Source organism: Kribbella sp. CA-294648, from assembly GCF_050943845.1.
Lineage (GTDB): Bacteria > Actinomycetota > Actinomycetes > Propionibacteriales > Kribbellaceae > Kribbella.
The window spans coordinates 8,267,787-8,290,371 of record NZ_CP191981.1 but is presented as its reverse complement, the minus strand read 5'-3'; the positions used below and the strand labels follow the sequence as shown (position 1 = coordinate 8,290,371).

The 22,585-nt window shown below is 69.2% G+C and carries 26 protein-coding genes; 15 read left to right on the top strand and 11 right to left on the bottom strand.

What is annotated here, in order from left to right; genetic code table 11:
• Positions 1–13 precede the first annotated feature (13 nt).
• The gene (locus tag ACQPYM_RS39610; RefSeq protein WP_433011691.1) at positions 14–850 is read right to left on the bottom strand and encodes a siderophore-interacting protein; all 837 of its coding nucleotides are present in this window, start codon (positions 848–850) and stop codon (positions 14–16) included.
• Positions 851–971: 121 nt separating this feature from the next.
• Here ACQPYM_RS39610 and ACQPYM_RS39605 point away from each other — a divergent pair, with 121 nt between their 5' ends.
• From ACQPYM_RS39605 to ACQPYM_RS39590, 4 genes are read left to right on the top strand one after another with little or no spacing between them, the layout of a single operon-like run.
• Positions 972–2,054: a FecCD family ABC transporter permease gene (locus tag ACQPYM_RS39605; RefSeq protein ID WP_433011688.1), complete on the top strand. Its 1,083-nt coding sequence runs from the start codon at positions 972–974 to the stop codon at positions 2,052–2,054.
• Complete coding sequence (locus ACQPYM_RS39600; RefSeq protein WP_433011685.1) at positions 2,054–3,106, top strand: FecCD family ABC transporter permease; 1,053 nt, start codon at positions 2,054–2,056, stop codon at positions 3,104–3,106. The genes ACQPYM_RS39605 and ACQPYM_RS39600 overlap by 1 nt, the downstream gene beginning before the upstream one ends.
• A gap of 26 nt (positions 3,107–3,132) precedes the next feature.
• A complete protein-coding gene (locus ACQPYM_RS39595; protein ID WP_433011682.1) occupies positions 3,133–4,020 on the top strand; it encodes an ABC transporter ATP-binding protein in 888 nt (295 codons plus the stop codon).
• A gap of 42 nt (positions 4,021–4,062) precedes the next feature.
• Positions 4,063–4,587 carry a putative immunity protein gene (locus tag ACQPYM_RS39590; RefSeq protein ID WP_433011679.1) on the top strand — a complete coding sequence of 175 codons (525 nt, stop codon included), beginning with the start codon at positions 4,063–4,065 and terminating at the stop codon, positions 4,585–4,587.
• On the opposite strand, the gene ACQPYM_RS39585 is transcribed toward ACQPYM_RS39590, so the two are convergent.
• The 3 genes from ACQPYM_RS39585 to ACQPYM_RS39575 all read right to left on the bottom strand — a co-directional run bounded on the left by ACQPYM_RS39585 (position 4,573) and on the right by ACQPYM_RS39575 (position 6,703).
• Positions 4,573–5,196: a hypothetical protein gene (locus ACQPYM_RS39585; RefSeq protein WP_433011676.1), complete on the bottom strand. Its 624-nt coding sequence runs from the start codon at positions 5,194–5,196 to the stop codon at positions 4,573–4,575. The genes ACQPYM_RS39590 and ACQPYM_RS39585 overlap by 15 nt on opposite strands.
• 113 nt (positions 5,197–5,309) lie before the next feature.
• Positions 5,310–5,681 (bottom strand): FKBP-type peptidyl-prolyl cis-trans isomerase, encoded by a 372-nt coding sequence (locus tag ACQPYM_RS39580; protein WP_433011673.1) that lies wholly within the window; start codon positions 5,679–5,681, stop codon positions 5,310–5,312.
• A 158-nt stretch (positions 5,682–5,839) separates the two neighbouring features.
• Positions 5,840–6,703 (bottom strand): alpha/beta fold hydrolase, encoded by an 864-nt coding sequence (locus ACQPYM_RS39575; RefSeq protein ID WP_433011670.1) that lies wholly within the window; start codon positions 6,701–6,703, stop codon positions 5,840–5,842.
• 79 nt (positions 6,704–6,782) lie between these two features.
• Between ACQPYM_RS39575 and ACQPYM_RS39570 the strand changes: the two genes are divergently transcribed.
• Positions 6,783–7,490: a hypothetical protein gene (locus ACQPYM_RS39570; RefSeq protein ID WP_433011668.1), complete on the top strand. Its 708-nt coding sequence runs from the start codon at positions 6,783–6,785 to the stop codon at positions 7,488–7,490.
• Positions 7,491–7,693: 203 nt separating this feature from the next.
• A complete protein-coding gene (gene purD / locus ACQPYM_RS39565; RefSeq protein ID WP_433011665.1) occupies positions 7,694–8,983 on the top strand; it encodes a phosphoribosylamine--glycine ligase in 1,290 nt (429 codons plus the stop codon).
• A 92-nt stretch (positions 8,984–9,075) separates the two neighbouring features.
• Here the strand turns inward: purD and ACQPYM_RS39560 are convergent, their stop codons facing one another.
• Entirely contained in the window at positions 9,076–9,744 is a 669-nt protein-coding gene (locus ACQPYM_RS39560) for a TetR/AcrR family transcriptional regulator (RefSeq protein ID WP_433011662.1), read from the bottom strand.
• Positions 9,745–9,836: 92 nt separating this feature from the next.
• Here ACQPYM_RS39560 and ACQPYM_RS39555 point away from each other — a divergent pair, with 92 nt between their 5' ends.
• The 7 genes from ACQPYM_RS39555 (at position 9,837) to ACQPYM_RS39525 (ending at position 15,139) form a co-directional block, all read left to right on the top strand.
• Positions 9,837–10,817, top strand: coding sequence for an NAD(P)-dependent alcohol dehydrogenase (locus ACQPYM_RS39555; RefSeq protein WP_433011660.1), 981 nt, complete (start codon positions 9,837–9,839; stop codon positions 10,815–10,817).
• A 70-nt stretch (positions 10,818–10,887) separates the two neighbouring features.
• Positions 10,888–11,391, top strand: coding sequence for an RNA polymerase sigma factor (locus tag ACQPYM_RS39550; protein WP_433011657.1), 504 nt, complete (start codon positions 10,888–10,890; stop codon positions 11,389–11,391).
• On the top strand, positions 11,384–11,962 hold the full coding sequence (locus tag ACQPYM_RS39545; protein ID WP_433011654.1) for a hypothetical protein: 579 nt from the start codon (positions 11,384–11,386) through the stop codon (positions 11,960–11,962). Before ACQPYM_RS39550 ends, ACQPYM_RS39545 begins: the two co-directional genes overlap by 8 nt.
• 12 nt (positions 11,963–11,974) lie before the next feature.
• Positions 11,975–13,420 carry an adenylosuccinate lyase gene (purB, locus tag ACQPYM_RS39540; RefSeq protein ID WP_433011652.1) on the top strand — a complete coding sequence of 482 codons (1,446 nt, stop codon included), beginning with the start codon at positions 11,975–11,977 and terminating at the stop codon, positions 13,418–13,420.
• A 3-nt stretch (positions 13,421–13,423) separates the two neighbouring features.
• Positions 13,424–13,780, top strand: coding sequence for a hypothetical protein (locus tag ACQPYM_RS39535; RefSeq protein ID WP_433011649.1), 357 nt, complete (start codon positions 13,424–13,426; stop codon positions 13,778–13,780).
• Position 13,781: 1 nt separating this feature from the next.
• Positions 13,782–14,180 (top strand): hypothetical protein, encoded by a 399-nt coding sequence (locus tag ACQPYM_RS39530; protein WP_433011647.1) that lies wholly within the window; start codon positions 13,782–13,784, stop codon positions 14,178–14,180.
• Between the two features lie 701 nt (positions 14,181–14,881).
• Positions 14,882–15,139 carry a hypothetical protein gene (locus tag ACQPYM_RS39525; RefSeq protein ID WP_433011644.1) on the top strand — a complete coding sequence of 86 codons (258 nt, stop codon included), beginning with the start codon at positions 14,882–14,884 and terminating at the stop codon, positions 15,137–15,139.
• 3 nt (positions 15,140–15,142) lie between these two features.
• Here the strand turns inward: ACQPYM_RS39525 and ACQPYM_RS39520 are convergent, their stop codons facing one another.
• Together ACQPYM_RS39520 and ACQPYM_RS39515 are read right to left on the bottom strand one after the other, a co-directional pair.
• The gene (locus ACQPYM_RS39520; RefSeq protein WP_433011641.1) at positions 15,143–16,540 is read right to left on the bottom strand and encodes an FAD-dependent oxidoreductase; all 1,398 of its coding nucleotides are present in this window, start codon (positions 16,538–16,540) and stop codon (positions 15,143–15,145) included.
• A 55-nt stretch (positions 16,541–16,595) separates the two neighbouring features.
• Positions 16,596–17,231 carry a TetR/AcrR family transcriptional regulator gene (locus ACQPYM_RS39515; RefSeq protein ID WP_433011638.1) on the bottom strand — a complete coding sequence of 212 codons (636 nt, stop codon included), beginning with the start codon at positions 17,229–17,231 and terminating at the stop codon, positions 16,596–16,598.
• Positions 17,232–17,278: 47 nt separating this feature from the next.
• Between ACQPYM_RS39515 and ACQPYM_RS39510 the strand changes: the two genes are divergently transcribed.
• Positions 17,279–18,379 carry an FAD-dependent monooxygenase gene (locus tag ACQPYM_RS39510; RefSeq protein ID WP_433011635.1) on the top strand — a complete coding sequence of 367 codons (1,101 nt, stop codon included), beginning with the start codon at positions 17,279–17,281 and terminating at the stop codon, positions 18,377–18,379.
• Complete coding sequence (locus tag ACQPYM_RS39505; protein ID WP_433011633.1) at positions 18,376–19,251, top strand: phosphoribosylaminoimidazolesuccinocarboxamide synthase; 876 nt, start codon at positions 18,376–18,378, stop codon at positions 19,249–19,251. The genes ACQPYM_RS39510 and ACQPYM_RS39505 overlap by 4 nt, the downstream gene beginning before the upstream one ends.
• Before the next feature lie 117 nt (positions 19,252–19,368).
• On the opposite strand, the gene ACQPYM_RS39500 is transcribed toward ACQPYM_RS39505, so the two are convergent.
• The 4 genes from ACQPYM_RS39500 to ACQPYM_RS39485 all read right to left on the bottom strand — a co-directional run bounded on the left by ACQPYM_RS39500 (position 19,369) and on the right by ACQPYM_RS39485 (position 22,477).
• Entirely contained in the window at positions 19,369–19,857 is a 489-nt protein-coding gene (locus ACQPYM_RS39500) for a hypothetical protein (RefSeq protein ID WP_433011630.1), read from the bottom strand.
• Positions 19,858–19,932: 75 nt separating this feature from the next.
• The gene (locus ACQPYM_RS39495) at positions 19,933–21,276 is read right to left on the bottom strand and encodes an FtsX-like permease family protein (RefSeq protein ID WP_433011628.1); all 1,344 of its coding nucleotides are present in this window, start codon (positions 21,274–21,276) and stop codon (positions 19,933–19,935) included.
• Positions 21,273–21,953: an ABC transporter ATP-binding protein gene (locus ACQPYM_RS39490; protein ID WP_433011625.1), complete on the bottom strand. Its 681-nt coding sequence runs from the start codon at positions 21,951–21,953 to the stop codon at positions 21,273–21,275. Before ACQPYM_RS39490 ends, ACQPYM_RS39495 begins: the two co-directional genes overlap by 4 nt.
• The gene (locus ACQPYM_RS39485; RefSeq protein WP_433011622.1) at positions 21,950–22,477 is read right to left on the bottom strand and encodes a helix-turn-helix transcriptional regulator; all 528 of its coding nucleotides are present in this window, start codon (positions 22,475–22,477) and stop codon (positions 21,950–21,952) included. Before ACQPYM_RS39485 ends, ACQPYM_RS39490 begins: the two co-directional genes overlap by 4 nt.
• Positions 22,478–22,585: the final 108 nt, after the last annotated feature.

Below are 22,585 nucleotides of genomic sequence, written 5' to 3'. Positions count from 1 at the left end.
TCGGAGTACCGGCTCAGGCCTGGGGTTCGCCGCGTTTCCAGTAGCCCTGGAAGGAGATGGCGGGCTTGGGGAGGCAGACGGCGTTCACGAGGTGGCGGCGGACGTGCTTGATCATGCTGGACTCGCCGGCGACCCAGGCGTAGTCCACGTCGAAGGGCAGCTTCGCCGCTTTGAGGGCCTCGAGCAACGACTTCGGGCCGTCCGTGGGACCGCCGGTGTGCGGGATCCAGGTGATGTCCACCCGGCCCTCGCTCGGCAGCGCGCGGATGTCGCGGATGTCCGGTACCTCGACGAAAACAGTGGCCCGTACTGCGGCCGGCAGCTGCTCCAGGATCCCGGCGAGCGCGGGCAACGCGGTCTCGTCGGCGACCAGCACCCGGCTCACGCTCGTTGCCGGAGGCACGTAATCCACGCCGGACATCAGCAGGCCCTTGGTGCTCGTGGTGTCCACGGCGAACGGCAGGATGAGCCCGATCTCCGCGCCCAGCTGGACGTCGCTGACCCAGGCCGAGGCCGGTCCGTCGACGCCGTGCAGGACGAACTCGATGTCGAGCTCGGAGACCTCGGGCCGCAGCGCGCGAACGGTGTAGGTCCGCATGATGAACCGCTGCTCGACGGGCTCGGCGCACCAGGTGGCGTACCAGTCGTCGCCCGCGGGCAGGCGGAGCTCGCTGCCGTCGGGCGGGGAGAGCAGCACCTTGATGCGCTGGTCGGGGCCGGCCGTGACCACGTCGGCGATCCGCGGGGCCACAAAGGTCACCCGGCGCAGGTGCGGGCTGAGGTCGTCGACCGCCGCCACGGTGGCGTGCACCGCGGCGAAGTCGATCGGGCGCTCGAGCACTGTCGTCATGCCAGTGTCTCCGTCAGGGGAAAGTAGTGACAAAGCAGGGGTTCAGGTGCAGCCCGCCGCGCGAGCGGGTTATGGTGAAGCACCTAGAGGTTAGCCTTACCTAAGAGGATCCTAAAGTCCAATGCCACCGCCCTCCGTCACCGACACGGTTCCCGCCGGCCGTGCGGCACCTGGCTCCGCCCGCGACCAGCGGCGCCCGCGGACCCGGCGTACGACGTTGGTCGTGGGGCTGGTCGTCTGCGTCGCGCTGCTGGTGGGCGTGTCGTTGCTCAGTGTCGCGATCGGCTCGAAGCAGATCCCGCTGTCCACGGTGCTCGACGCGCTGCGCCACTACGACGAGGCGAACACCGACCACGTGATCGTCCGCTCCCTGCGGGTGCCCCGGACGGTGATCGGTCTGCTGGTCGGCGCGGCTCTCGGCCTGTCGGGCGCGTTGATGCAGGGCGTCACCCGCAACCCGCTCGCCGACCCGGGCATCCTCGGAGTCAACGGCGGTGCCGCGCTCTTCGTCGTCGCGGGCATCTACTGGTTCGGGCTGACCTCGCTGACGGCGTACGTCTGGCTGGCCTTCGCCGGTGCGGCCGCGGCCTCCGTGGCTGTCTACCTGCTCGGTTCGCTCGGCCGTGACGGCGCGACCCCGGTGAAACTCGCGCTGGCCGGCGCGGCGATGACGGCGATGCTCGGCTCGCTGACCACCGCGCTGCTGATCGGTGACGTGGACACCTTCGACTCGTTCCGGTTCTGGGCGGTCGGCTCGCTGGCCGGCCGTGGCTCGGACATCGCCACCCAGGTCGCACCGTTCATTGCCGTCGGCATCGTGCTCGCGCTGATCTCCGGCCGGGTCCTGAACGCGCTGTCGCTCGGCGACGACGTAGCCCGCTCCCTCGGTCAGCGGGTCGGCACAGCCCGGATCTTCACCGCGGTGACCGTCGTACTGCTCTGCGGCGCCGCCACCGCGGCCGCGGGACCGATCGGATTCATCGGCCTCACCATCCCGCACGTCGCCCGGCTGGTGACCGGTCCGGACTACCGCTGGATCCTGCCGTACTCGATGCTGCTGGCGCCGATCCTGCTGCTCGGCTCGGACGTGATCGGCCGGGTCGTGGCCCAGCCCGGTGAGCTCCAGGTCGGTATCGTCACCGCGGTGATCGGCGCGCCGTTCTTCATCGCGCTGGTACGCCGCCGGAAGCTGGCGGATCTGTGATGGCCGGTCTCGTCGCGGAGCACTCGCCCGCCCAGCTGATCGCCCGCGCCCGCACCGTCCGGCAAGCGCGCAACGTGGCGGTCGCCGCCGTCCTGGCCGTGATCGTGTTCGCCGTCTTCTGCGTCTCGCTGTCGCTCGGTGACTTCAAGATCCCGGTCCTCGACGTGGTGAAGACGCTGTTCGGCGGGGGCGACAAGGCGACCGAGTTCATCGTCAACCGGCTTCGGCTGCCCCGCGCCCTGACCGGCATCCTGGTCGGCGTCGCGCTCGGCATGTCCGGCGCGATCTTCCAGAGCGTCGCCCGCAACCCGCTCGCCAGCCCGGACATCATCGGCGTCACGTACGGCGCGAGCGCATTCGCCGTCCTCGCGATCATCACCCTCGGCCTGACCGGTACTGCGGTGTCCGCGATGGCCATCGCGGGTGCCCTGCTCACTGCTTTCACCATGTACTTGCTGGCCTGGCGTCGCGGCGTCTCCAGCTACCGGCTGATCCTGGTCGGCATCGGGATCGGTGCCATCGCGACCAGCCTCACGTCATACCTGCTGACCAAGGCGCGGGTCGAGGTGGCTCAACAGGCGCTGATCTGGCTGACCGGCAGTCTGAACGGGCGCGACTGGACACACGTCCGCTCGATGGCGGTGATGCTGGTGGTGCTCATCCCGGTGTCGGTGCTACTCGTGCACCGGTTGCGCGTGCTGCAGCTCGGCGACGAAACGGCGTACGGGCTGGGGTTGCGGGTGGAGAGCTCGCGGCTCGGGCTGATCGTGGTCGGCGTGCTGCTCGCCGCGGTCGCGACGGCGGCGGCCGGGCCGATCGGGTTCGTGGCATTCGTCGCGCCGCCGATCGCGCGACGGCTCACTCGTTCACCCGGGCCGGCGATGGTCGTGTCGGCCCTGATCGGCGCGCTCGTGGTGGCGCTGTCCGACCTGGTCGCGCAGCACGCGTTGGGTGACACGCAACTGCCGGTCGGTGTCGTCACCGGCGTGATCGGCGCGCCGTACCTGATGTTCCTCTTGGCCCGGACCAACCGGGTCGGAAGTGGTGGCTGACAGTGGAGTTGCAAAGGGAGGCGGAAGTGGACCACAGTCTGTCGGCCGAGAAGCTTGCCGTCGGCTACGACCAGCGCGAGATCATCCACGACCTGTCGGTGCGGATCCCGACCGGCCGGATCACGGTGATCGTGGGGGCGAACGCGTGCGGCAAGTCGACGCTGCTCAAGACACTGGCCCGGCTGCTCAAGCCGAGCCGCGGGACGGTGCTGCTGGACGGCAAGAGCATCCAGTCGATCCCGACCCGCGCGGTCGCGACCAAGCTCGGATTGTTGCCGCAGTCACCGACCGCGCCCGAGGGGATCACGGTCGCCGACCTGGTCGGCCGCGGCCGCTACCCGCGGCAGGGCTGGATCCGGCAATGGACCAAGGGCGACGACGAGGCGATCGCCGACGCGATGATCTCCACCGACGTGCTGGAGATCGCCGACCGGCCGATCGACGAGCTGTCCGGTGGCCAGCGGCAACGAGTCTGGATCGCGATGGCGCTCGCGCAGGAGACCGACATCCTGCTGCTCGACGAGCCGACCACGTTCCTGGATCTCACCCACCAGTTCGAAGTACTGGACCTGCTGGTCGACCTGAACAAGCGCGACCAGCGGACGATCGTGCTGGTGCTGCACGATCTCAACCAGGCCTGCCGGTTCGGCGACCACCTGATCGCGATGAAGGACGGCGCGATCGTTGCCGAGGGCAACCCTCGGCAGGTGATCACCGAGGAGGTCGTCCAGGACGTCTTCGGGCTGGCGGTCAAGGTCATCCCCGACCCGGTCGCCGGCACGCCGATGGTGGTCCCGATCGGCCGCCACACCACCCGCACCGACACGGTGACCCCGGCCGCGGAAAGCCCGGTCACCAAGGCGCTCGCCGCATCGGCCGCGGCGCAGGGCATTTGCCGCCCCACTGACCGCTGACCAAAGTCTCAACGAAGTGGTTCAACGATACGGTTGAACCTCGTGAGCGATGAACTGATCACCATGAACGACCGGCGTCAGCTCGGGCTGTGGGCCGCCGATTGTGTCGAGCGAGTGCTGCCTCTCTTCGAGTCAGCGGTTGCCGGGGACAGCCGTCCGCGCGAGGCGCTCGAGTCTGTCCGCAGCTTCGGCAACGGCGGTGAGCGGACGAAGCAGATCCGCACCGCCGCCTGGGCGGCCAACTCGGCTGCTCGTGAGACCAGTGACCCGGTGGCGGTGCTGGTTGCCCGCGCAGCCTTGTACGTGGCCGGAACGGCGTACATCCATTCCCTGGAGTCACCCCATCAGGTGAACCACGTGTTCGGTCCGGCCGTCGCCGCGGCCCAGGCCCGCGAGCTGGCGGCGGGTGGTGACACCCAGATCGGCGACGACGAGATCCGCTGGGCGATCTCGCACGCGCCGCCTGCTGTCCGGGGCATCGTTCAACGGTTGCCTGCGGGCAAGTTCGCCGCGTCCCGCCGCGGGGTGCTGAGCCGGCAACTCGACGAAGGGTTACGCGACGGTTGAGGCTTCTCGGCGTACCCGGTGGACGATCAGGCCGGCCAGGAGGGCGCCGAGGGTGCCGAGAGCCAGGTCGCCGAGGGTGTCGGTATAGGCGGTTTGGAGTTCGGCGGAGTGGCGGACGAAGGCGACGTACTCGCCGAGTTCCCAGATCACCGCGGCGGTCACGCCGAAGCCGAGGGCAACGAACGCGGTCAGGCCGCGGCTGAGCCCGCGGGGGAGGAACGCGGTCAGTGCGCCGGCGGTGAGGAAGCCCCACAGGACGAAGTGCATCGCGTCGTCCCACCAGGTGATGGTGTCGAACAGGTTGAGCCGGTTGCCGATCAGGTCGCCCAGCCACGGCAACGTCAGCAACAGGTCGGCATGCCACGGGAACGTCTTGTGCAGCTTGCTTTTCGCGCGTCCGTAGGCGAACCACCACAGCGGCAGGACCATCGCGCCGATCGGATAGACGACCAGCCGCGCGGTCGACGCCTTGCCCTTGATACCGCTCAGGTCCGGCCAGATGAATGCCGTCAGCAACAACACGAACAGCGCGACCTTCGCCAGCAGGGCGGCGTACTTCGTCCAGCCGGTCCGGCTCGCCACCGGGGTGGTCGTCACCATCGTCGTCATGCTCCCAAGTCAACCCGCTGGGGCGGCGGCGCGGATGCGTAGTACTACGGAAAAGCCCCCGGTCGCGTCATTGTGACGCAACCGGGGGCCGGTGCCCATTGGTTGGAGGGAGGTCAGCTGACGCTGAGCAGGTCGACGACGAAGATGAGCGTCTCGCCCGGCTTGATCGCGCCGCCGGCGCCCCGGTCGCCGTAGCCCAGGTGCGGCGGGATGACCAGCTTGCGCCGGCCGCCGACCTTCATGCCCTGGACGCCGGTGTCCCAGCCCTGGATGACCTGGCCGACGCCGAGCTGGAAGGCCAGCGGCGTGCCACGGTTGTAGGAGGCGTCGAACTCCTCGCCGGTGGAGTGCGCGACGCCCACGTAGTGGACGTTCACCCGCGAGCCGGCCTTGGCCTCGGCGCCGTCGCCCTCGGTGATGTCGGTGATCTCCAGATCCGCCGGCGGCGGGCCATCCGGAAAGTCGATCTCAGGCTTGTCAGTCATGTCTCCAGCTAACCAGATCGGCGGACGGCCGGCACTCACCAACCCCCGTTCGGGCCCTCCGGGCGCCAGGCCGCGAGCGTGCCGCCCGCGCCCTGGCGATGGTTTGTGAGTGGCGCACGTTCACTCGTTCGCGAGCACCTCACGGAGCGTCGCGACGATCAGCGGGCCAGCACGTCGCGCAGTTTCACCGCGAACTCGGCCGGCTTGCCGGGCATCCCGTACTCGTCGCCGAGGAACCCGCCGTGGTTGCTCGGGAACACCTCCGGCGTCAGCCCGAGCAGCTCGGCAATCGCCTTCCCACCCCGGGCGGCGAGCTGGTTGGCCGACTCCTCGCCGACGCCGACGACCACCTTGTCAGTCGACTTGGCCAGCGCATCGATGTCCGGCCGGTACGACGTACAGCCGCGCAGGTTCTGCCCGAGCAACGCGTCGTCGCGCGAACCGTCGTCCTCGGTCGGCAGCCCGAACATCGCCGGATCCGGCGCCGGCTGGTCGGTGTAGTCGGCCGGGATCTCGCCCTCGTAGCTGACGATCGCGATGAACTTGGCCATCCCCGCGCCCTGCCCGTCGCGCTGGTAGGTCTCGTAGATGTCCTCGCAGGCTTTGAGGGCAGCCTCGCTGTCGGGGACGAGCGCGGCCAGCGGCGGCTCATGCGCGACCAGCGTCTTGACCAGCTCGGGCCGCTGGGCGACGAGGGCCAGGGCGTTCACCGCACCGCCGCTGCTGGCGAACAGGTCAACCGGGCCGGCGTCGAGAGCCTCGATCAGGGCGGCCAGGTCGGCGGCGTGGTCGTCGGGCGTCAGCTCACCGGTGCCGTCAGTCCGATTGCTGCGCTCGACGCCGCGCGGGTCATAGGTCACCACGGTCCGGTCTTCGAAGTGCGACGCCAGCGTGGGGAAGCCGCTGGCACCCATCGGCGACCCGATCATCAGCAGCACCGGCTGATTGCTCAGCTCACCACGGACGTCGTAGGTCAGGACGGCACCAGGGACGTCCAGGGTGTGGGTGACAGGTTCCGGCATGGTGCGCTCCCTAGGATCAGCCTTTTTCTGGACCTTAAACCGGACCAGGGCCTACTGGACAGCACTACTCTCAGTGTTCATGCGGAAGAAAATCGCAGTACTGGTCGCCGCGGTTCTGCTCACCGTGGGTCAGCCCGCCGTGGCAGCGCCGACGGAGAACTACGGGCAGTACTCGCTGATGTTCGAAAAGTCAGCCGGCCAGTACTGGGCGGGTGGCGTGGCGGCGGGCCAATGGGCGTGGACCCCACTGAGCGACACCGAGTCGGACATCTCCTGGGGCGACCCGAAGACCTGGCCGCCGAAGTCGGCGGAGCGCTTCATCCGTGACGGCGACTGGATCCTCCTGGACGGCTACAACGACGGCGCCGGCCGCCCACTCACCCAGATCCAGCGAGTCACCTCAGAAAAGATCGGCAGCGCCACCTGCACCGGCATGCAACCCCTCCCGTCCGCGGGCGACCGCCAGCACTACGTGAAGTGGACCATCCCCACCACCGGCTACTGCCTGGAAGCCACCGGCACCCTCAAACCACCCACCGACACGACCACAGTCAACTTCCGCCACCTCCAGAAATGGACCCCACCCCACCCCTGCGCCAACCCGTACTTCACCAACCAAACCTGCATCACCCAGACCGAACAATGGTGGGACGACAACAAGCATCCGTACGCCCTCCAACTCTCCCGCACCGTCGAACTAGCCCGCGGCCTAGGCATGGCTTTCACCAACCACACAACGTTCCCCATCACCTGGAACGCCAACGCCCGCTACTACTGGCATTACTGAGCGACGCAGCTCGCCCCGGGGCGTCGGGCAGGCTGGAGCCCCAGCCCATCAATGGCTCCCGCTGCCCTCCAGTTCCCACGCTGAACCGATCACACCGAGCGCCGCATTGATGGCCTGGAACTCCGCGGGCGCCACGGGTGGGCTCCGGCGGAGCGGAAGTGCAGGGGCGCGTGGGGGACGACGGTGCACTAGGCTCGTGGCTCGTGAAGGTTTTAGTCATTGGTACCGGCGGTCGTGAGCACGCACTGGTCTGGGCGTTGAGCCGGGATCCTGAGGTCGAGCAGGTTGTCGCGGCGCCGGGGAATCCGGGGATCGCCGCGCTGCAGCCGGCGTACGACGGGCAAACGGTCGTTTGTCGGGACGTGGATGTCTCGGACCATGACGCGGTTGTCGCGCTGGCCACCGAGTTGGGTGCCGACCTGGTCGTGGTCGGGCCCGAGGCGCCGCTGGTCGCCGGGCTGGCCGATCCGCTGCGTGCGGCCGGGATCGCGGTCTTCGGGCCGTCGAAGGACGCGGCCCAGCTCGAGGGGTCGAAGGCCTTCGCCAAGGACGTGATGGCCGCCGCGAGCGTGCCGACCGGCCGGGCCTATGTCTGTACGACGCCGGAGGAAGCCGCCGAGGCGATCGACGCGTTCGGCCCTCCTTACGTGGTCAAGGACGACGGTCTCGCCGCAGGCAAAGGCGTGGTGGTCACCTCCGATCGTGTCGAGGCGCTCGAGCACGCGGCGGGCTGCGAGCAGGTGCTGATCGAGGAGTTCCTGGACGGCCCCGAGGTCTCGCTGTTCGCGATCACCGACGGCGTCACCGTGCTGCCGATGCAGCCGGCCCAGGACTTCAAACGCCTTGCGGACAACGACGAAGGCCCGAACACCGGCGGCATGGGCGCCTACACTCCGTTGCCCTGGGCCCCGGAAAATCTGGTCGAGGAGATCACCGAGAAGGTGCTCCAGCCGACCGTCGACGAGATGCGCCGGCGCGGCATCCCGTTCACCGGCCTCCTGTACGCCGGACTGGCGCTGACGTCCCGCGGCGTCCGGGTGATCGAGTTCAACTGCCGCTTCGGTGACCCCGAGACCCAGGCCCTGCTGCCGTTGCTGAAGACCCCACTCGGCGGTCTCCTGTACGCCGCCGCGACGGGCAAGCTCGCCGATGTGCAGCCGCTCAGCTGGAAGTCGGGCGCGTCCGTCGCCGTCGTGGTCGCCGCGAAGAAGTACCCGGCCAAGCCGCGCAGCGGTGACGTCATCACCGGGATCGACCAGGCCGAGGCCGGCGGAGTCCGCGTCTTCCACGCCGGTACGACGATCGAGGACGGCGAGGTCGTCACGGCCGGCGGCCGGGTGCTCGCGGTCAGTGCCACCGGCAAGGATCTCGACGAGGCCCGCCAGCGCGCCTATGCCGGCGTCGGGCAGATCCGCATCAAGGGCTCGCAGCACCGCACCGACATCGCCCTCAAGGCAGCCCGCGGCGAGATCGAGCTGCTGCCGGTCGGCTGACCGAAAGCCAGCCGGCCGACATTCGGCGGCCGACCTCCAGCCGATCAGCTACCTGAAGCAGCTAGCCCGGTCCGTTCGAGCCGGTCAGCGGATCAGCTGGTCGGCAGGGATCGGGCGAGTCCGTCCAGGATCAGGCCGAGGCCGAAGTCGAACTCGTTGCCGAAGTTGTACCCGGGCTGGAGGACGTGCTCGGTCGCCAGTTCGGTCAGGTGCGGGTACTGCCCCGACGTGAACTGCTCCATCATCCCCCCGGCCACCTCGGCCGCGCCGTCGGTGCCTTCGAACGGCAGCGACGTCTCCTGCAGCGCGAAGCCATAGACATACGCGTCGATCAGCGCATACGCGTGCGCGGTCATCGCCACCGAGAAGCCGGCCCCGCGCAGGGTCCCGATGTTCGCGTCGTGATGCCGCAACGTCGCCATCCCCGGGCTGGTCCGTGACTCCATCAACGCGATCGCCCACGGATGCCGCCGCAGCACCGCCCGCGCCGAGTGGGCGCGCTTGGTGATCTCCGCGCGCCACTCGCCGTCCGGTGACGGCAGGTCGATCTCGGCGAAGACCAGGTCGACGATGCCGTCGAGGATCTCGTTCTTGTTCGCGACGTAGTGGTAGACCGACATCGGCTTGACGTCCAGCTGGACCGCCAGCGACCGGATCGTCAGCCCGCCCAGGCCGCCGCCGTCAGCCACCGCGACGGCGGCCCGCAGTACGGCTTCGCGGCTGAGCTGGGTCCGGTCCGGAGCTTTCGCTGATCGTGGCATCGCTCGGACGATAGCAGTTTCGTACTAAGTACGGTACCGTTCGTACTTAGTACGGCGGGCCCCTCGCCCCGCCGGCCAGGGAGGGGATTGCGGTGGACGGCAAGATGCGTGCGGTCGTACGGGACAGCTACGGCTCGGCCGATGGGGTGCGGATGGCGGAGATCGAGCGGCCCACACCGGGTGAAGGCAAGGTCCTGATCCAGGTCGAGGCGGCAGGGCTCGATCGCGGCGTCTGGCACCTGATGACGGGCAAGCCCTACCTGCTCCGCCTGGTCTTCGGACTTCGGCGACCGCGCAACCCCGTGCTCGGCAGCGACCTCGCCGGCCGCGTCGTCGGCGTCGGACCCGGAGTGACCGGGTTCGTCGAAGGCGACGAGGTTTTCGGGATCGGCGAGGGCAGCTTCGCGGAGTACGCCGTCGCGCGGGCGGACAAGCTCGCCCTCAAACCGGCCGGCCTTGGCTTCACCGAGGCGGCCGTGCTGGGCATCTCCGGCCTCACGGCTCTGCAAGCGGTCCGCGACGCAGGCCGGATCCAGGCTGGTCAGAAGGTTCTGATCACCGGTGCATCAGGTGGCGTCGGCAGCTTCGCGGTGCAACTCGCCAAAGCGTTCGGCGCCGAAGTCACCGGCACCGCCAGTACTGCGAAACTCGCGCTGGTGCAGCGCCTCGGTGCCGACCATGTCATCGACTACACCCGGGACGATTTCGCGGACGGCACGCAGTACGACCTGATCATTGATCTCGCGGGCAATCCGTCGATCTCCCGCCTGCGTCGTGCCCTCACCAAGACCGGTACGGCGGTCATCGCGGGTGGCGAAGGCGGCGGCGCAATAGCAGGCGGGATCGATCGACAGCTTCGGGCGCAACTGCTGTCACCGTTCATCGGGCAGCGGCTGACCGGCCTGCTCTCGCAGGAGAAGGCCGCCGACCTGGAGGTCCTGAGGGAGCTGGTCGAAGCGGGCAAGGTGACGCCGAGCATCGATAGCGTCGTACCGCTGGAGAAGGTCCAGCAGGCACTGTGCGACCTGGAAGCCGGCCTGATCAGCGGCAAGCTCGCGGTCACCGTCTCCTGAGGCAGGCCTGTAGTTTCAGTGGTTCTCGCGGTGAGGGAACCGCAGGGACGAGTCGGGGGTGTAGGTCGGTATGAGGCTGACTGAAGCGGACGAGGCGGCGCTGCGCGAGTTCTACTCGGCACAGCAACCGCGGCTCGTCGGCGTGGTGGCGCTGCTGACCGGATCCCGGGCCGAGGCCGAGGACATCGTTCAGGAGGCCTTCGTCCGGCTGGTGCCGCGGTGGGCGAAAGTCTCCCGGTACGAGTCGCCCGAGGGCTGGCTGCGCCTGGTCGCGATCCGGCTGGCGGGCAACCGGCACCGCAACGCGACCCGCTTCGCCTCGCTCCTGCGCAGGGTGCCGGCGTCCGACGTCCGGGATCCGGCCGAGGGGCAGGAGGTCGACCTCGAGCGGGCGCTCGCGCAACTGCCGATGCCCGCCCGCCAAGCCGCCGTCCTGTACTACGTCTGCGACCTGCCCGTGCCCGAGATCGCGCGCACGCTCGGGATCGCCGAGGGCACCGTCAAGTCGCGGCTGTCCGGGGCCAGGACGGCACTGTCCCAGTCACCGACTCTCAGAGGCGCCGACCATGAATGACCTGAAAAACGACCTGCAGACCATCGCCGACCGGCACGCGAACCAGGCCGGCGGCGACTTCGACACCGTCCTCCGTACTGCGACCACCCGCGGCCGCCGTCGCGTCGCGGGCATCTCGGCCGTTGCGTGCGCAGTACTGGCTGTGGGAGCGATCGCCACGCTCTCGCCCTGGCAGAACGATGCCGAGGTGCCGGTCGCGACACCGACACCGACGCCGAAGCCGACCCTGGACCCGAAGTACCAGGGCACGATGACGATCACGCCTGCCACGGCCGCGCCCGGGAAGGAGATCGAACTCAGCTTCCCCGAGGAGTACTTGCGAGGTGTCGGTTTCACCATCGGCGACCCGGTCGGCGGAAGTGTGCAGTACTACCTGATCTCCGCGCGCAAAGGCGAGAAGCCGACCTGGTCGAGCGCGACCGATCCGAACGGTCCCCGCGCTGTCACCGACATCGGTGTCTACGGCCCTGCCCGGGTTGTCGTACCGGATACAGCCGCGGACGGCACCTATCTGCTCTGCACGGATAACGCCCGCCCCAAGGCTTGTGCCCTGCTGACCGTGGCTCGCTGAGGCTGGGAGAGAATGGGGTACGTGCCGACTCCCAGCAAGCCCCGGATCCCGAACGTTCTCGCCGCCCGCTACGCCAGCCCGTCGATGGCGCAGCTGTGGTCGCCGGAGTACAAGATCGTGCTCGAGCGGCAGCTCTGGCTTGCTGTCCTGGGGGCGCAGAAGGACTTCGGCGTCGACGTCCCGGACGGGGTGATCGAGGACTACCGCGCAGTGATCGACCAGGTCGACCTGGAGTCGATCGCGGCGCGGGAGCGGGTCACCCGGCACGACGTGAAGGCGCGGATCGAGGAGTTCAACGCGCTCGCCGGGCACGAGCACGTGCACAAGGGCATGACGAGCCGCGACCTGACCGAGAACGTCGAGCAGCTCCAGATCCGGGCCGGTCTGGAGCTGGTCCGCGATCGTGCGGTGGCGACCGTCGTCCAGCTCGGGCAGAAGGCGGCCGACCACGCCGCCCTGGTGATGACCGGCCGTTCGCACAACGTCGCGGCCCAGGCGACCACGCTCGGCAAGCGGTTCGCCTCGGCAGCCGACGAGCTGCTGGTCGCGATCGCCCGGCTGGAAGACCTGATCGAGCGGTACCCGCTGCGCGGCATCAAGGGCCCGGTCGGTACTTCGCAGGACATGCTCGACCTGTTCGGCGGCCAGGAGCGGCTACTGGCCGGGCTGGAGTCGGAGGTCGCGCAGCACCTGGGCTTCCGGCGGGTGCTGACCAGCGTCGGGCAGGTGTACCCCCGCTCGCTCGACTACGACGTCGTTTCGGCGCTGGTCCAGCTCGCGGCCGGGCCGTCCAGCCTGGCCACGACGATCCGCCTGATGGCCGGGCACGAGCTGGTTACCGAGGGCTTCAAGGAGGGCCAGGTCGGCTCGTCGGCGATGCCGCACAAGATGAACACCCGGTCCTGCGAGCGGGTCAACGGGCTCGCCGTCATCCTGCGCGGCTACGCGTCGATGACCGGCGAGCTGGCCGGCAACCAGTGGAACGAGGGCGACGTCTTCTGTTCCGTCGTACGCCGGGTTGCCCTGCCGGACGCGTTCTTCGCGCTGGACGGGTTGTTCGAGACGTTCCTGACCGTGCTGGACGAGTTCGGCGTGTACCCGGCGGTGGTGGCCCGCGAGCTGGAGCGGTACCTGCCGTTCCTGACCACCACCAAGGTGCTGATGGCCGCGGTCAAGAACGGGGTCGGCCGGGAGACCGCGCACGAGGTGATCAAGGAGCACGCGGTCGCGATGGCGCTCGACCTGCGCAAGGGCACGACGGAGAACGACCTGTTCCGCCGGCTCGGCACGGACGGCCGGCTCGGGCTGACCGAGGAGCAGATCGTCGGCATCGTCGGCGAGCCGCTGTCGTTCACCGGAGCGGCCGTCGCGCAGGTGAGCTCGGTGGTCGCGGAGATCGAGCAGCTGGCCAAGCGCTACCCCGAGGCCGCCGCCTACACGCCGGGTGACATTCTCTAGCTCGTGTTCGAACCGCTGACCTGGGCCCTGGTCGCCCTTTCGCTGGCTGCAACCGTCTTCGCGCTGGTCCTGGCAGGGCTGGACCGCCGGATCAACTGGTGGTTGCTCGGGCTGATCGGCGTGGTCGAGGTCGCGCTGGTGGCCCAGTTGGTGGTCGGCATCGTGCAGCTCGCCGGGACCGAGCGTGACGTCTCCGGGCCTTTCTTCATCGGCTACCTGATCGGGGCACTGCTGGTGTTGCCGATCGGTGCGCTGTGGGCACTCGCCGACAGCAGCCGGTGGGGTGCGGGCGCGCTGGCGATCGCGTGTGTCGTGATCCCGGTCGTCGAGCTGCGGCTGCACACTCTCTGGGTCGCCTGAGATGGCCGACGCGTCCGCCACCAAGCACGGGCCGGGGCGCATCCTGATCGCCGTCTACGGGGTCTTCGCGCTCGCGGCGACCGCGCGGGCCGCAGTACAGATCGCTACGCAGTTCTCGGTCGCGCCGATCGCCTATGTGTTGTCGGCCGTTGCCGCGGTCATCTACTGCGCGGCGACCTTCGCGTTGGCGAAGGCAACGATCTTCTCCCGGCGGGTGGCGACGGTGGCGATCGTCGTCGAACTCGTCGGCGTCCTCGCCATCGGCGCCTTCAGCTACACGGCGCCCGAGGACTTTCCCGACGCGACGGTCTGGTCCCACTTCGGCCAGGGCTATGGCTATGTCCCCTTGGTGCTGCCCGTTCTCGGCCTGCTCTGGCTGCGTCGTACCGCGAAGGACTGACTCCCAGGGAACTGCTGCGCGCGTCCCTGGACAATAGCGAGGCGGAGGTCCTTGCCGGGTGGTTCGGCGGCCGAAGCGGGAGGCGATCTCGCGGGGCTACAATCTGTTGCTCAGAGCAACTTTAGGGACCGGCTTCTCGGACGTGCAGTGCGTGGTGCGCGATGAGTTCGGCCGGCCTTCGATCGCCGATCCACGAACGGCTCTGGCGGCTCGGGTACTGCGCTTCGCGGGGGTCGGCGTGGGCAGCCGCTGGAGGCAGGCGGCCTGAGCCGCAGGGGTGGAGTGCTGGTGGGTGCGCTCGGCTGGCCGGCACGGCGCGAGGCTGTGGAAGTCCTTCGCCGTAACCGTTGGAGCCAGACCGCCTGAGCTGTAGGTGGGGGAGTGCTGGTGTGGTCCACCTGTCATCCCGGGGTGGGCTTAGAAGTCCTTCGTAGTAAACCGTTGGAGCCAGGCAGCCTGGGGTGGAGGGGTGGGGTGCTGGTGGTGAGAGATGGACTACACGGGGTTCGGGGTGGGGAGTTGGTGGGTATGGACTGGGCGTGGACTGGTCTGACGTCACCTGGTTCTTGACCGCGCTGGGCGCGGTTGTGGTGTTGCTGACGCATGTTCGGCTGGGTGGGGACAAGGCTGAGACGCGGCGGGCTAGTGGTGTGGCTAGCTTTTCGGGCTCGTTGGTGCGGGTTCATACGACTGTCGGTGTTGTGACGTTGGTCGCGTGGGTGGTTGCCCTTGTCACCGGTCGGCGGGAGGTCGCGTTGGGTGCGTTGACTGGCTGGTGGTTGCTGTCGGCCGTCGGATTGTTGCTGCTGGCCCGTTGGTTGCCGAGTGCGAGCAAACATGCCAAGGACAAGGCGACCGACGCGTGGGGCTCCGGTGCCGGGCTCTCCTTGCTCGGGCATGTTGGCATGGTCGTCGGCGTCGCCTACTTCACCTACGTCACCTTCACCGACCGCCTCTGATCCTTAGGAGGAAGGCAGCAACCTGCAGCGCAGCGCGCGCAGTACGGTCCGCGGCCGGGCCAGTGAGTTGGGATGCGCGAGCATCGTCGTCACCCGGTTGAACTGGTCGTTGAGCTGGGAGTCCACCGCCGCGCCCTGGAAGATCAGTCCGGAGAACCACTTCACCAGCCGATACCCGCGCGGGAACGGCCCGTTGACGTGTGGGAGTTCGAGGTCGGCGAAGGTCGAGACCTGCCAGGCCGCGTCGACGACCACCCGCACCTGCTCGAAGTACGCGCGAGCCGGCTCCTCGAGAGAAGCGCCGGAGCGCAGGTACGCCGACAGGCACGAGGCGTGCAGCGCGGCAGACGTCATGCCCTGGCCGTAGATCGGGTTGAACGACGCCACCGCGTCACCCGTCACGACCAGACCGGCCGGGAATCGTTCCAGTTCGTCGAAGTCGCGTCGCCGGCTGTCCGCCTGGTGGTACGTGAGGACGTCACCGATCAGCTCGGCCCGCTCGGCGACCTGCCCGAACACGGGCGGGAAGTCCTCCCGGCAACGCCGGCGGAAGTCTTCGATGTCGCGACTCGGCCGGTCGTCGCCGTAGCCGGCGACCAGCACCAGCCAGCGGTCGTCCTCGACGGCCAGGACGCCGCCCATCCGGGGTTTCTCCCCGCGGCCGGGCTGCTGCTGGACGACCGAGACCTGGACGTTGCTGACCTTCGGGTCGCGCCGGAACAGGGCGGTCGCGTAGTTGAGCTTGATCGGCATCCGGCGCAGCGGCGGCTGCGGCCAGCCGGCGGTCCCGAGCCAGTCGCTGAGCCGGCTCGACCGTCCCATCGCATCCACCACCAGCTCGGCCGGTTCGACCACGAGGTCGTCCGCATCGGCCGGCTGGTACCGGACCGCGCTGATCCGATCGCCGGTGAACTCGATCCCGTCGACCCGGCCGGGAACGAGCGTGAGGTTCGCGCGCTCCAGAGTCCGCCGCCGGACGTGGGACTCCAGGAAAGGCCGCGTGCTCACCAGCGAAGGGCCGAACAACTCCCGCGAGACCTTCGGCCGCAGTACGCCGTTCACGGCGTTGTCGATCTCCTCCGGCAGCGGATCCAGCGCTCCCGCGGCGATCGCCTCGGCCGTGAAACCAGGGAACCAGCGGTCGAGTTGCGCCTGCCCGCCCGGCAGCAGTGCGTGCACCTGAGTGCCCTGCGGTACGCCGGGCCGCGGCGAGGCCGATTCGCCGGTCGGGTCCCGCTCGACCACGAGCACCTCGTCGGCATGGTCGCTGAGCACCCGAGCGGCCAGCAGACCGGCCATGCTCGCGCCGAGCACGATGGCGCGCCCCATCAGGATCTTGGTGCCGGCCGGGCGCTCCGCAGTACAGATGCGGGCATAGCTTTGGGCAACTGACTCGGTCATCCGCGGCCCCCCAGGCTGCATCGACAGTGAGGCTCAACTCTAAGTGGCCAGCGACTCACTCGCTGTACTTCGCCTGTCGCAAACCGGTCAGCAACGCCGAAAGGCTCGTCCGTACTGCGTTTTCGAACGCGTCGTCCGACAGCGAGCTCCCCGCGCCGGCAACCCGGTCGTACATGAGGCCGTCCATCATCGCGGCGACCGGCCAAGCGGTTTTCTCCGGATCGGGAACGCCCAAAGCAGCAAGAACAGTTGCGAGGGTTTCGCGGAGCCTGCGGCCGCCCTCGATGATCGCGGTGTGAAGGTCGGGCCGGCGGCTCGCCTCCAGGGACAGTTCGTAGCGGGCGACCAGGTCGTCCGGGCGCTCGCGGACCAGTTGCAGCATCATGCCGACCAGGAACTCCTCCAGATCGAGGCCGGGCGGTGGTCCGGTGCCTGCGGAGCCGCGGGCGAGGTCTCGCTCGAGCATGCGGTTGACGCACGCGCTCAGCAGAGCGTCACGGGTCCGCAGGTAGTACGACGTGGAGCCCGGTGGCAGCCCAGCTTGTTCGTCGACCGCGCGATGGGTGAGCCCACGCAGGCCGCGAGTCGCCACCAGGTGGATGGCCGCGTCGGCGATGGCGGCCCGGCGGTCCTCGCCGAGCGGCGCCGCCGACCGCTGTGCCGCCGGTGCCGACCGGGCCTTTTTCGTCACAGCGCCTACTCTACCCACCGGGACTCTACAGGCGTAGAGTCCGAAGCATGAGAACGGCGATCGTGGTGGGGGCGGGGATCGGTGGGGTGACGGCGGCCGTCGCGCTGGAGCAGTGCGGCCGGCAGGTCACGGTGCTGGAGCGAGCACCGGAACTGGGCGAGATCGGTGCGGGCATCTCGGTCTGGCCGGGTGCCGTCGCCGTCCTGGAAGAACTCGGGATCAAGGGCGTCGAGCAAGTCGCGCGAGCCGGAGAGTCCGCCGGGATGCGGCGATGGGACGGCCGCTGGATCGTGGAGGCGGCCGACCTCGGTGTCGAGTTGCCGGTGATGATCCACCGCGCGCAGCTGCATGCGCTGATCACCGACCGTCTCGGTCCGTCGGCGACCATCCGCACCGGCACAACTGTCACCGGCCTCACGCAGGACGCCGACGGTGTCACCGTGCAGGCGGGCGATCAGGAGTACCGCGCGGACCTGGTGGTCGCCGCTGACGGACTCCGCAGTGTCATCCGCGGAGTGCTCTACCCGGAGTACGACGGACCGCGGTACTCCGGCTATACGGCGTACCGGGGGATCGCCGAGGCGGAGCTGACCGACGGCGGTGGCGAAACTTGGGGCCGAGGGCAACGATTCGGATTCGCGAAGCTGATCGACGGCCGCTACTACTGGTACGCGACCGCCAATCGCCCCGCGGACAGCCCTGAGGGCAATCCGGAGTACGACGTCCGGGAGCGGTTCGCCGGCTGGCACGAGCCGATCCCCGCACTGCTCGCGGCGACGTCCGGAGTACTGCAGAACGACATCTACGACCTGCGCACGCCGCTGGTCCCGTTCGTGCAAGGCCGCGTCGTCCTGCTCGGCGATGCCGCCCACGCGATGACGCCCAACATGGGTCGCGGTGCCTGCTCGGCGATCGAGGACGCCGGTGCGCTCGCCCGCGTACTACGGGAATCCCGCGACCTCGCCGCGTACGACGCCGAGCGCCGGCCCGCGACGACCAAGCTGGTCAAGCGGTCCAGAGCGATCGGCGTGATGGGCCAGCTGGACAACCCGGTCCTCTGCACAGCGCGTGACGGCCTGCTCGGGTTGGGTGGCAAAGCGGCCGGATTGCTCGCCCGGAGGCGCCGGGTGGAACAATCACGCGTGTGATCACACCTCCGCAGGCTGCCGAGATCCCTGGTGCGAAGCATCTCCACTCCGGCAAGGTCCGGGACCTGTACGAGCTGGAGTCGGGCGAGCTGCTGATGGTCGCCAGCGACCGGATGAGCGCGTTCGACTGGATTCTCGAGCCGCCGATCCCGGACAAGGGCAAGGTGCTGACCGCGATGAGCCTGTGGTGGTTCGAGCAGCTCGACGTACCGAACCACATCATCTCCACCGACGTACCGGCCGAGCTGGCCGGGCGCGCGGTCGTTTGCGAGCGGCTCGAGATGCTGCCGGTCGAGTGCGTCGCGCGCGGCTACCTGAGCGGCAGCGGCCTGGTGGACTACAACGCAACCGGCGAGGTCTGCGGCATCCCACTGCGCCCCGGACTGGTCGAGGGCTCCCGGCTGGACGAGCCGATCTTCACCCCCGCGACCAAAGCCGACCTCGGCGAGCACGACGAGAACGTCTCGTACGACGCTGTGGTGGCGACCGTCGGCGCGGAGACGGCCGAGGCGCTGCGGACCCTGACGCTGGACATCTACGCGCGGGCGCACGCGCTCGCCGAGCAGCACGGCATCATCCTGGCCGACACCAAGTTCGAGTTCGGCCGCCGCCCGGACGGCACGCTCGTGCTCGCCGACGAGGTGCTCACCCCCGACTCGAGCCGCTTCTGGCCGGCCGGCGAATGGTCGCCGGGCAAGCAGCAGCCGTCGTACGACAAGCAGATCGTGCGCGACTGGCTGCAGTTCGAGTCCGGCTGGGACCGCCACTCCGGCGACGCCCCGCCCGCGATGTCGGTCGAGGTGGTCGAGCGGACCCGCGCGGCGTACATCGACGCCTACGAAAGCCTCACCGGCCAGACCTTCACCAGCTGAACTCCGGCCCCGGACCGCCGCCACTCACAAACTTCGGCCGGCCGGTCCCGGCCAGGCGTGTGCGAGCGTGGCTCGGGCCGCGCGGAGCAGGTTAGTGAGTGGGGGCGGTCCGGGCTCTCAGAAGAGACTCACGCCCAGGGCGAGGGTGATGAAGCGGGCCAGGCGGCCGGCCAGGACGGACAGCGAGAAGGTGAGGATGCCCATCCGGCTCGCGCCCGCGATCAGGGCGACGCCGTACAGGGGTGGGATGCCGACCGAGGAGCTCAGCAGGGTGACCGGGATGCCCCAGCGGCGGTCGCTGAGGGCATCGAGCAGGCGCTTGCTGACGTCGCGGTTCCACTGGATAAAGCGGCCGCGCCTGGTGTCCAGGTTGACTGCCTTGGGCTCTTTGTCCTTCCTGGCGGCGTACCCGGGGCGGTAGCGGACCGCCAGGAACATGGCCACCTTGCCGATGGTCTGCCCGACCGACACCCCGATCGCCGCCACCACCGGGTCGAGCGCGCCGGACGCGCCGACGCCGAGCACATAGACCTCGGCGTTCAGCACCGGGATGACGGCGGACCCGATCCCGAATCCCACCGCCAGCACCAGCTCCCACGCCCACATGCTCTAGAGGCTATGCGGCGATCCCTGACAATTCAGGGAGGCCAGCACCACTTCCGGGGGAAGCCAGCCCTACCCCTAGGTGGACCGCAGGTTCTCCGCGGCCACCGCCTCGTGCACCTGCCGACGCAGCAGGTATGCCGCCGCGTTCGCGACCAGCCAGGTGATTCCAGCGCCGACTGCGACTGCGGCGATCAGCATCGGCAAGGTGCTTGACCGGTCGGCGGCGTAGAACTGTCGCGACGTGCGGTCGAAGGTGAAGAAGGCACCGACGACCAGTCCTCCGGTCACCGCCGGGGTGATGCAGGAGGTCAGCTGGTACCGGACGGAGGCGCGGAGCTCGGCCTCTCCGACGCCGAGGACGTTCAGGGCGGCCAGCTGACGCCGCTGGTCCAGCAGGTCGTCGGCTGTCCCGGCCAGCAGTGCCACGCCCGCGATCAGCGCGACGAACAGCGCGGCTCCCGCTGCGAAGGCGAGGCCGGTCAACTGGAACGTGCTGGGCTCGTTGTAGATGTCGGCTTGGAAGCCCTCGACCGCCATGCCGGCCACGAAGCCGAGGGCCACACCGCAGAAGACCAGCAAGCCGAGCATCCGGCCGAGCGGCTGGACCGTCCGAAGGAGTCGCCCGCCGGCCAGGACCTTCAGCGGATTCGCCGACCCGGCCAGCCGTCGGCCCTGCCACGCCAGCACGGCGGTGGGCAGCGCGAGGCAGATGATGAGCATGCTGATGGCCGGCAGCACGAAGAAGGCGAAGTACGAGGCGCCCTGGCTGTCGAGAAGGCTCCCCACCAGCCAGCTCCCCGCCGCGACCACCACGATCACCGTCGCACGAGCCGGCCTCGGCGGCTGCTTCACCTGGGAGTCCGACACGACACCGCGCCCGAGCAGCCCGCCGACAAGGGTCGCAGCAGCAGCCAGTACTACGGTCACGATCGGCCAGGTCGCCAGGTCCACCGCGTTGGGTGGCGGGAGCATACGTGCGGTCCGGGGAAGCAGCTGGATAGCCAGCACGAGCACGAGATACAGCGGGCCGGCCAGGATGCCACCAGCCAGACCGGCCACGCCTGCCTCGACTGCTCCGAGCCCGCGCACCTGACGGGGAGTAGCTCCGGCCAATCGGAAGGCGGCCAGTCGACGGTCGCGGGCCGCAGTACCGAGTCTCAGGGCTTGGTAGGCGAGCAGGCAGGAGGCGACGGCCAGCAGGAGGGCCGCTAGGGCGACACCGCTGCGAATCCCGTCCTCCCGGATGAAGTTGCTGTACTGCTGCGAGCGGAACTCGCCGTCGAAGCCGAGCCGCTTGATGCGCCATGCGGCCAGCAGGAACGCGCCGGCCAGCACAGTGGTCAGCACCAGCAACCGGAAGCGGCTGCGGTCGGTGGCTGAGCGGGGGCGGATCAGTTGGAGCTGAGTGGCGAGGTTCATGACAGGGCCACCTCGTGCTGGATGACCCCGTCGCGCAGGCGGACCTCGCGGTCGGCGTACGAGGCGATCAGGTTGTCGTGGGTGACGAGTACGAGCGCGCTGCCGCCGGTGCGCACCGAGCTGAGCAGTAGCTCCATCATCTGCTCGCCTGCGTGGCTGTCCAGGCTGCCGGTGGGTTCGTCGGCGAACACGATCGCCGGTCCCGTCACCAGAGCACGGGCCACGGCTGCGCGCTGGTTCTGTCCGCCCGACAGCTCGCCGGGCACCGCGTCGGCGTCTGCTGCGACACCGACTCGCTCCAGCCACTCCTGCGCCGCACGGCGAGCACTGGCCCGGTCGTGGCCTTCCAGCAGCAGCGGCAAGGCGACGTTGTCGAGCAGTGTGAGGTCAGGAACCAGCTGTCCGAACTGCAGTACTACGCCCGCCTGCGTCCGCCGCAGCCTGGTCCGGTCGGCCTCGGGCAGCTCCGCGAGGTTGCGGCCCATTAGCTTGATCGCGCCGGCCTGCGGCCGCAGGATCCCGGCCGCCACGTGCAGCAGGGTGGACTTGCCGCAGCCGCTGGGTCCGGTGATCGCGACGACCTCGCCAGGCTTGACGCTGAGCGAGACGCCCCGCAGTGCGGTGTCGCGACGGTAGGAGTACTCCACCCGGAGCAGTTCCAGGGCGAGGTCGGTCATCGACGGGTCTCCTTCAGTTCGTTCAGCCGGTCCAGTGCGCTGTCGAGCCAGCGCAGGTCGGCATCCAGGTGGATGGCCACGAAGTCCCGCGCCAGCCGGGCCGGGGTGTCGTCCTCCGGGCCGGGCGGCGTACTGCGAAGTTCGCGGATCCGGCGGAGGTGGCTGGCCCGCTGCCGGGCCAGGAACTCGGTCGCGTCCTCGCCGGTGTGCAGGGTTGCGATCACCTTGCGGACCATCTCGTCCACGGCTCCCACCGCGGGCTCGATCGGCTCGGCCAGCCAGCCGGCCAGGTGCTCGCGGCCCTTCGGGGTGAGCCCGTAGACGGTCCGCTCCGGCCCGCCCTCCGAGCCCCGCTCCACCACCTCGACGAGTCCGTCGCGTTCCAGCCTGGACAGCGTCGTGTACACCTGCCCGAACGCCAGCGGGCGACTGTCGGGGAACCACGCGTCGTGGCCGCGTTTCACGTCGTACCCGTGGGCCGGGCCGCGGTGCAGCAGGCCCAGAACGAGCTCAGCAGTTGCCATGACCAGGACTATACACACGATGTATGTACTGAGTGAATAGTCGAGCGATGCGAGGAGTCGGGGTGGTGGTCGGTAGGATTCAAGCGTCATCCCCGGTCCGAACCAGGA

What these genes read in the sequence shown, in the direction of transcription:
- ACQPYM_RS39545 (WP_433011654.1), top strand. Translation starts at nt 11,384, where the DNA reads ATGAATGACCTGAAAAACGACCTGCAGACCATCGCCGACCGGCACGCG.
- ACQPYM_RS39520 (WP_433011641.1), bottom strand. Translation starts at nt 16,540, where the DNA reads ATGACCGAGTCAGTTGCCCAAAGCTATGCCCGCATCTGTACTGCGGAG.
- ACQPYM_RS39560 (WP_433011662.1), bottom strand. Translation starts at nt 9,744, where the DNA reads ATGCCACGATCAGCGAAAGCTCCGGACCGGACCCAGCTCAGCCGCGAA.
- ACQPYM_RS39610 (WP_433011691.1), bottom strand. Translation starts at nt 850, where the DNA reads ATGACGACAGTGCTCGAGCGCCCGATCGACTTCGCCGCGGTGCACGCC.
- ACQPYM_RS39570 (WP_433011668.1), top strand. Translation starts at nt 6,783, where the DNA reads ATGCGGAAGAAAATCGCAGTACTGGTCGCCGCGGTTCTGCTCACCGTG.
- ACQPYM_RS39510 (WP_433011635.1), top strand. Translation starts at nt 17,279, where the DNA reads ATGAGAACGGCGATCGTGGTGGGGGCGGGGATCGGTGGGGTGACGGCG.
- ACQPYM_RS39575 (WP_433011670.1), bottom strand. Translation starts at nt 6,703, where the DNA reads ATGCCGGAACCTGTCACCCACACCCTGGACGTCCCTGGTGCCGTCCTG.
- ACQPYM_RS39500 (WP_433011630.1), bottom strand. Translation starts at nt 19,857, where the DNA reads ATGTGGGCGTGGGAGCTGGTGCTGGCGGTGGGATTCGGGATCGGGTCC.
- ACQPYM_RS39585 (WP_433011676.1), bottom strand. Translation starts at nt 5,196, where the DNA reads ATGACGACGATGGTGACGACCACCCCGGTGGCGAGCCGGACCGGCTGG.
- purB (WP_433011652.1), top strand. Translation starts at nt 11,975, where the DNA reads ATGGGGTACGTGCCGACTCCCAGCAAGCCCCGGATCCCGAACGTTCTC.
- ACQPYM_RS39600 (WP_433011685.1), top strand. Translation starts at nt 2,054, where the DNA reads ATGGCCGGTCTCGTCGCGGAGCACTCGCCCGCCCAGCTGATCGCCCGC.
- ACQPYM_RS39485 (WP_433011622.1), bottom strand. Translation starts at nt 22,477, where the DNA reads ATGGCAACTGCTGAGCTCGTTCTGGGCCTGCTGCACCGCGGCCCGGCC.
- ACQPYM_RS39490 (WP_433011625.1), bottom strand. Translation starts at nt 21,953, where the DNA reads ATGACCGACCTCGCCCTGGAACTGCTCCGGGTGGAGTACTCCTACCGT.
- ACQPYM_RS39580 (WP_433011673.1), bottom strand. Translation starts at nt 5,681, where the DNA reads ATGACTGACAAGCCTGAGATCGACTTTCCGGATGGCCCGCCGCCGGCG.
- ACQPYM_RS39550 (WP_433011657.1), top strand. Translation starts at nt 10,888, where the DNA reads ATGAGGCTGACTGAAGCGGACGAGGCGGCGCTGCGCGAGTTCTACTCG.
- ACQPYM_RS39605 (WP_433011688.1), top strand. Translation starts at nt 972, where the DNA reads ATGCCACCGCCCTCCGTCACCGACACGGTTCCCGCCGGCCGTGCGGCA.
- ACQPYM_RS39495 (WP_433011628.1), bottom strand. Translation starts at nt 21,276, where the DNA reads ATGAACCTCGCCACTCAGCTCCAACTGATCCGCCCCCGCTCAGCCACC.
- ACQPYM_RS39530 (WP_433011647.1), top strand. Translation starts at nt 13,782, where the DNA reads ATGGCCGACGCGTCCGCCACCAAGCACGGGCCGGGGCGCATCCTGATC.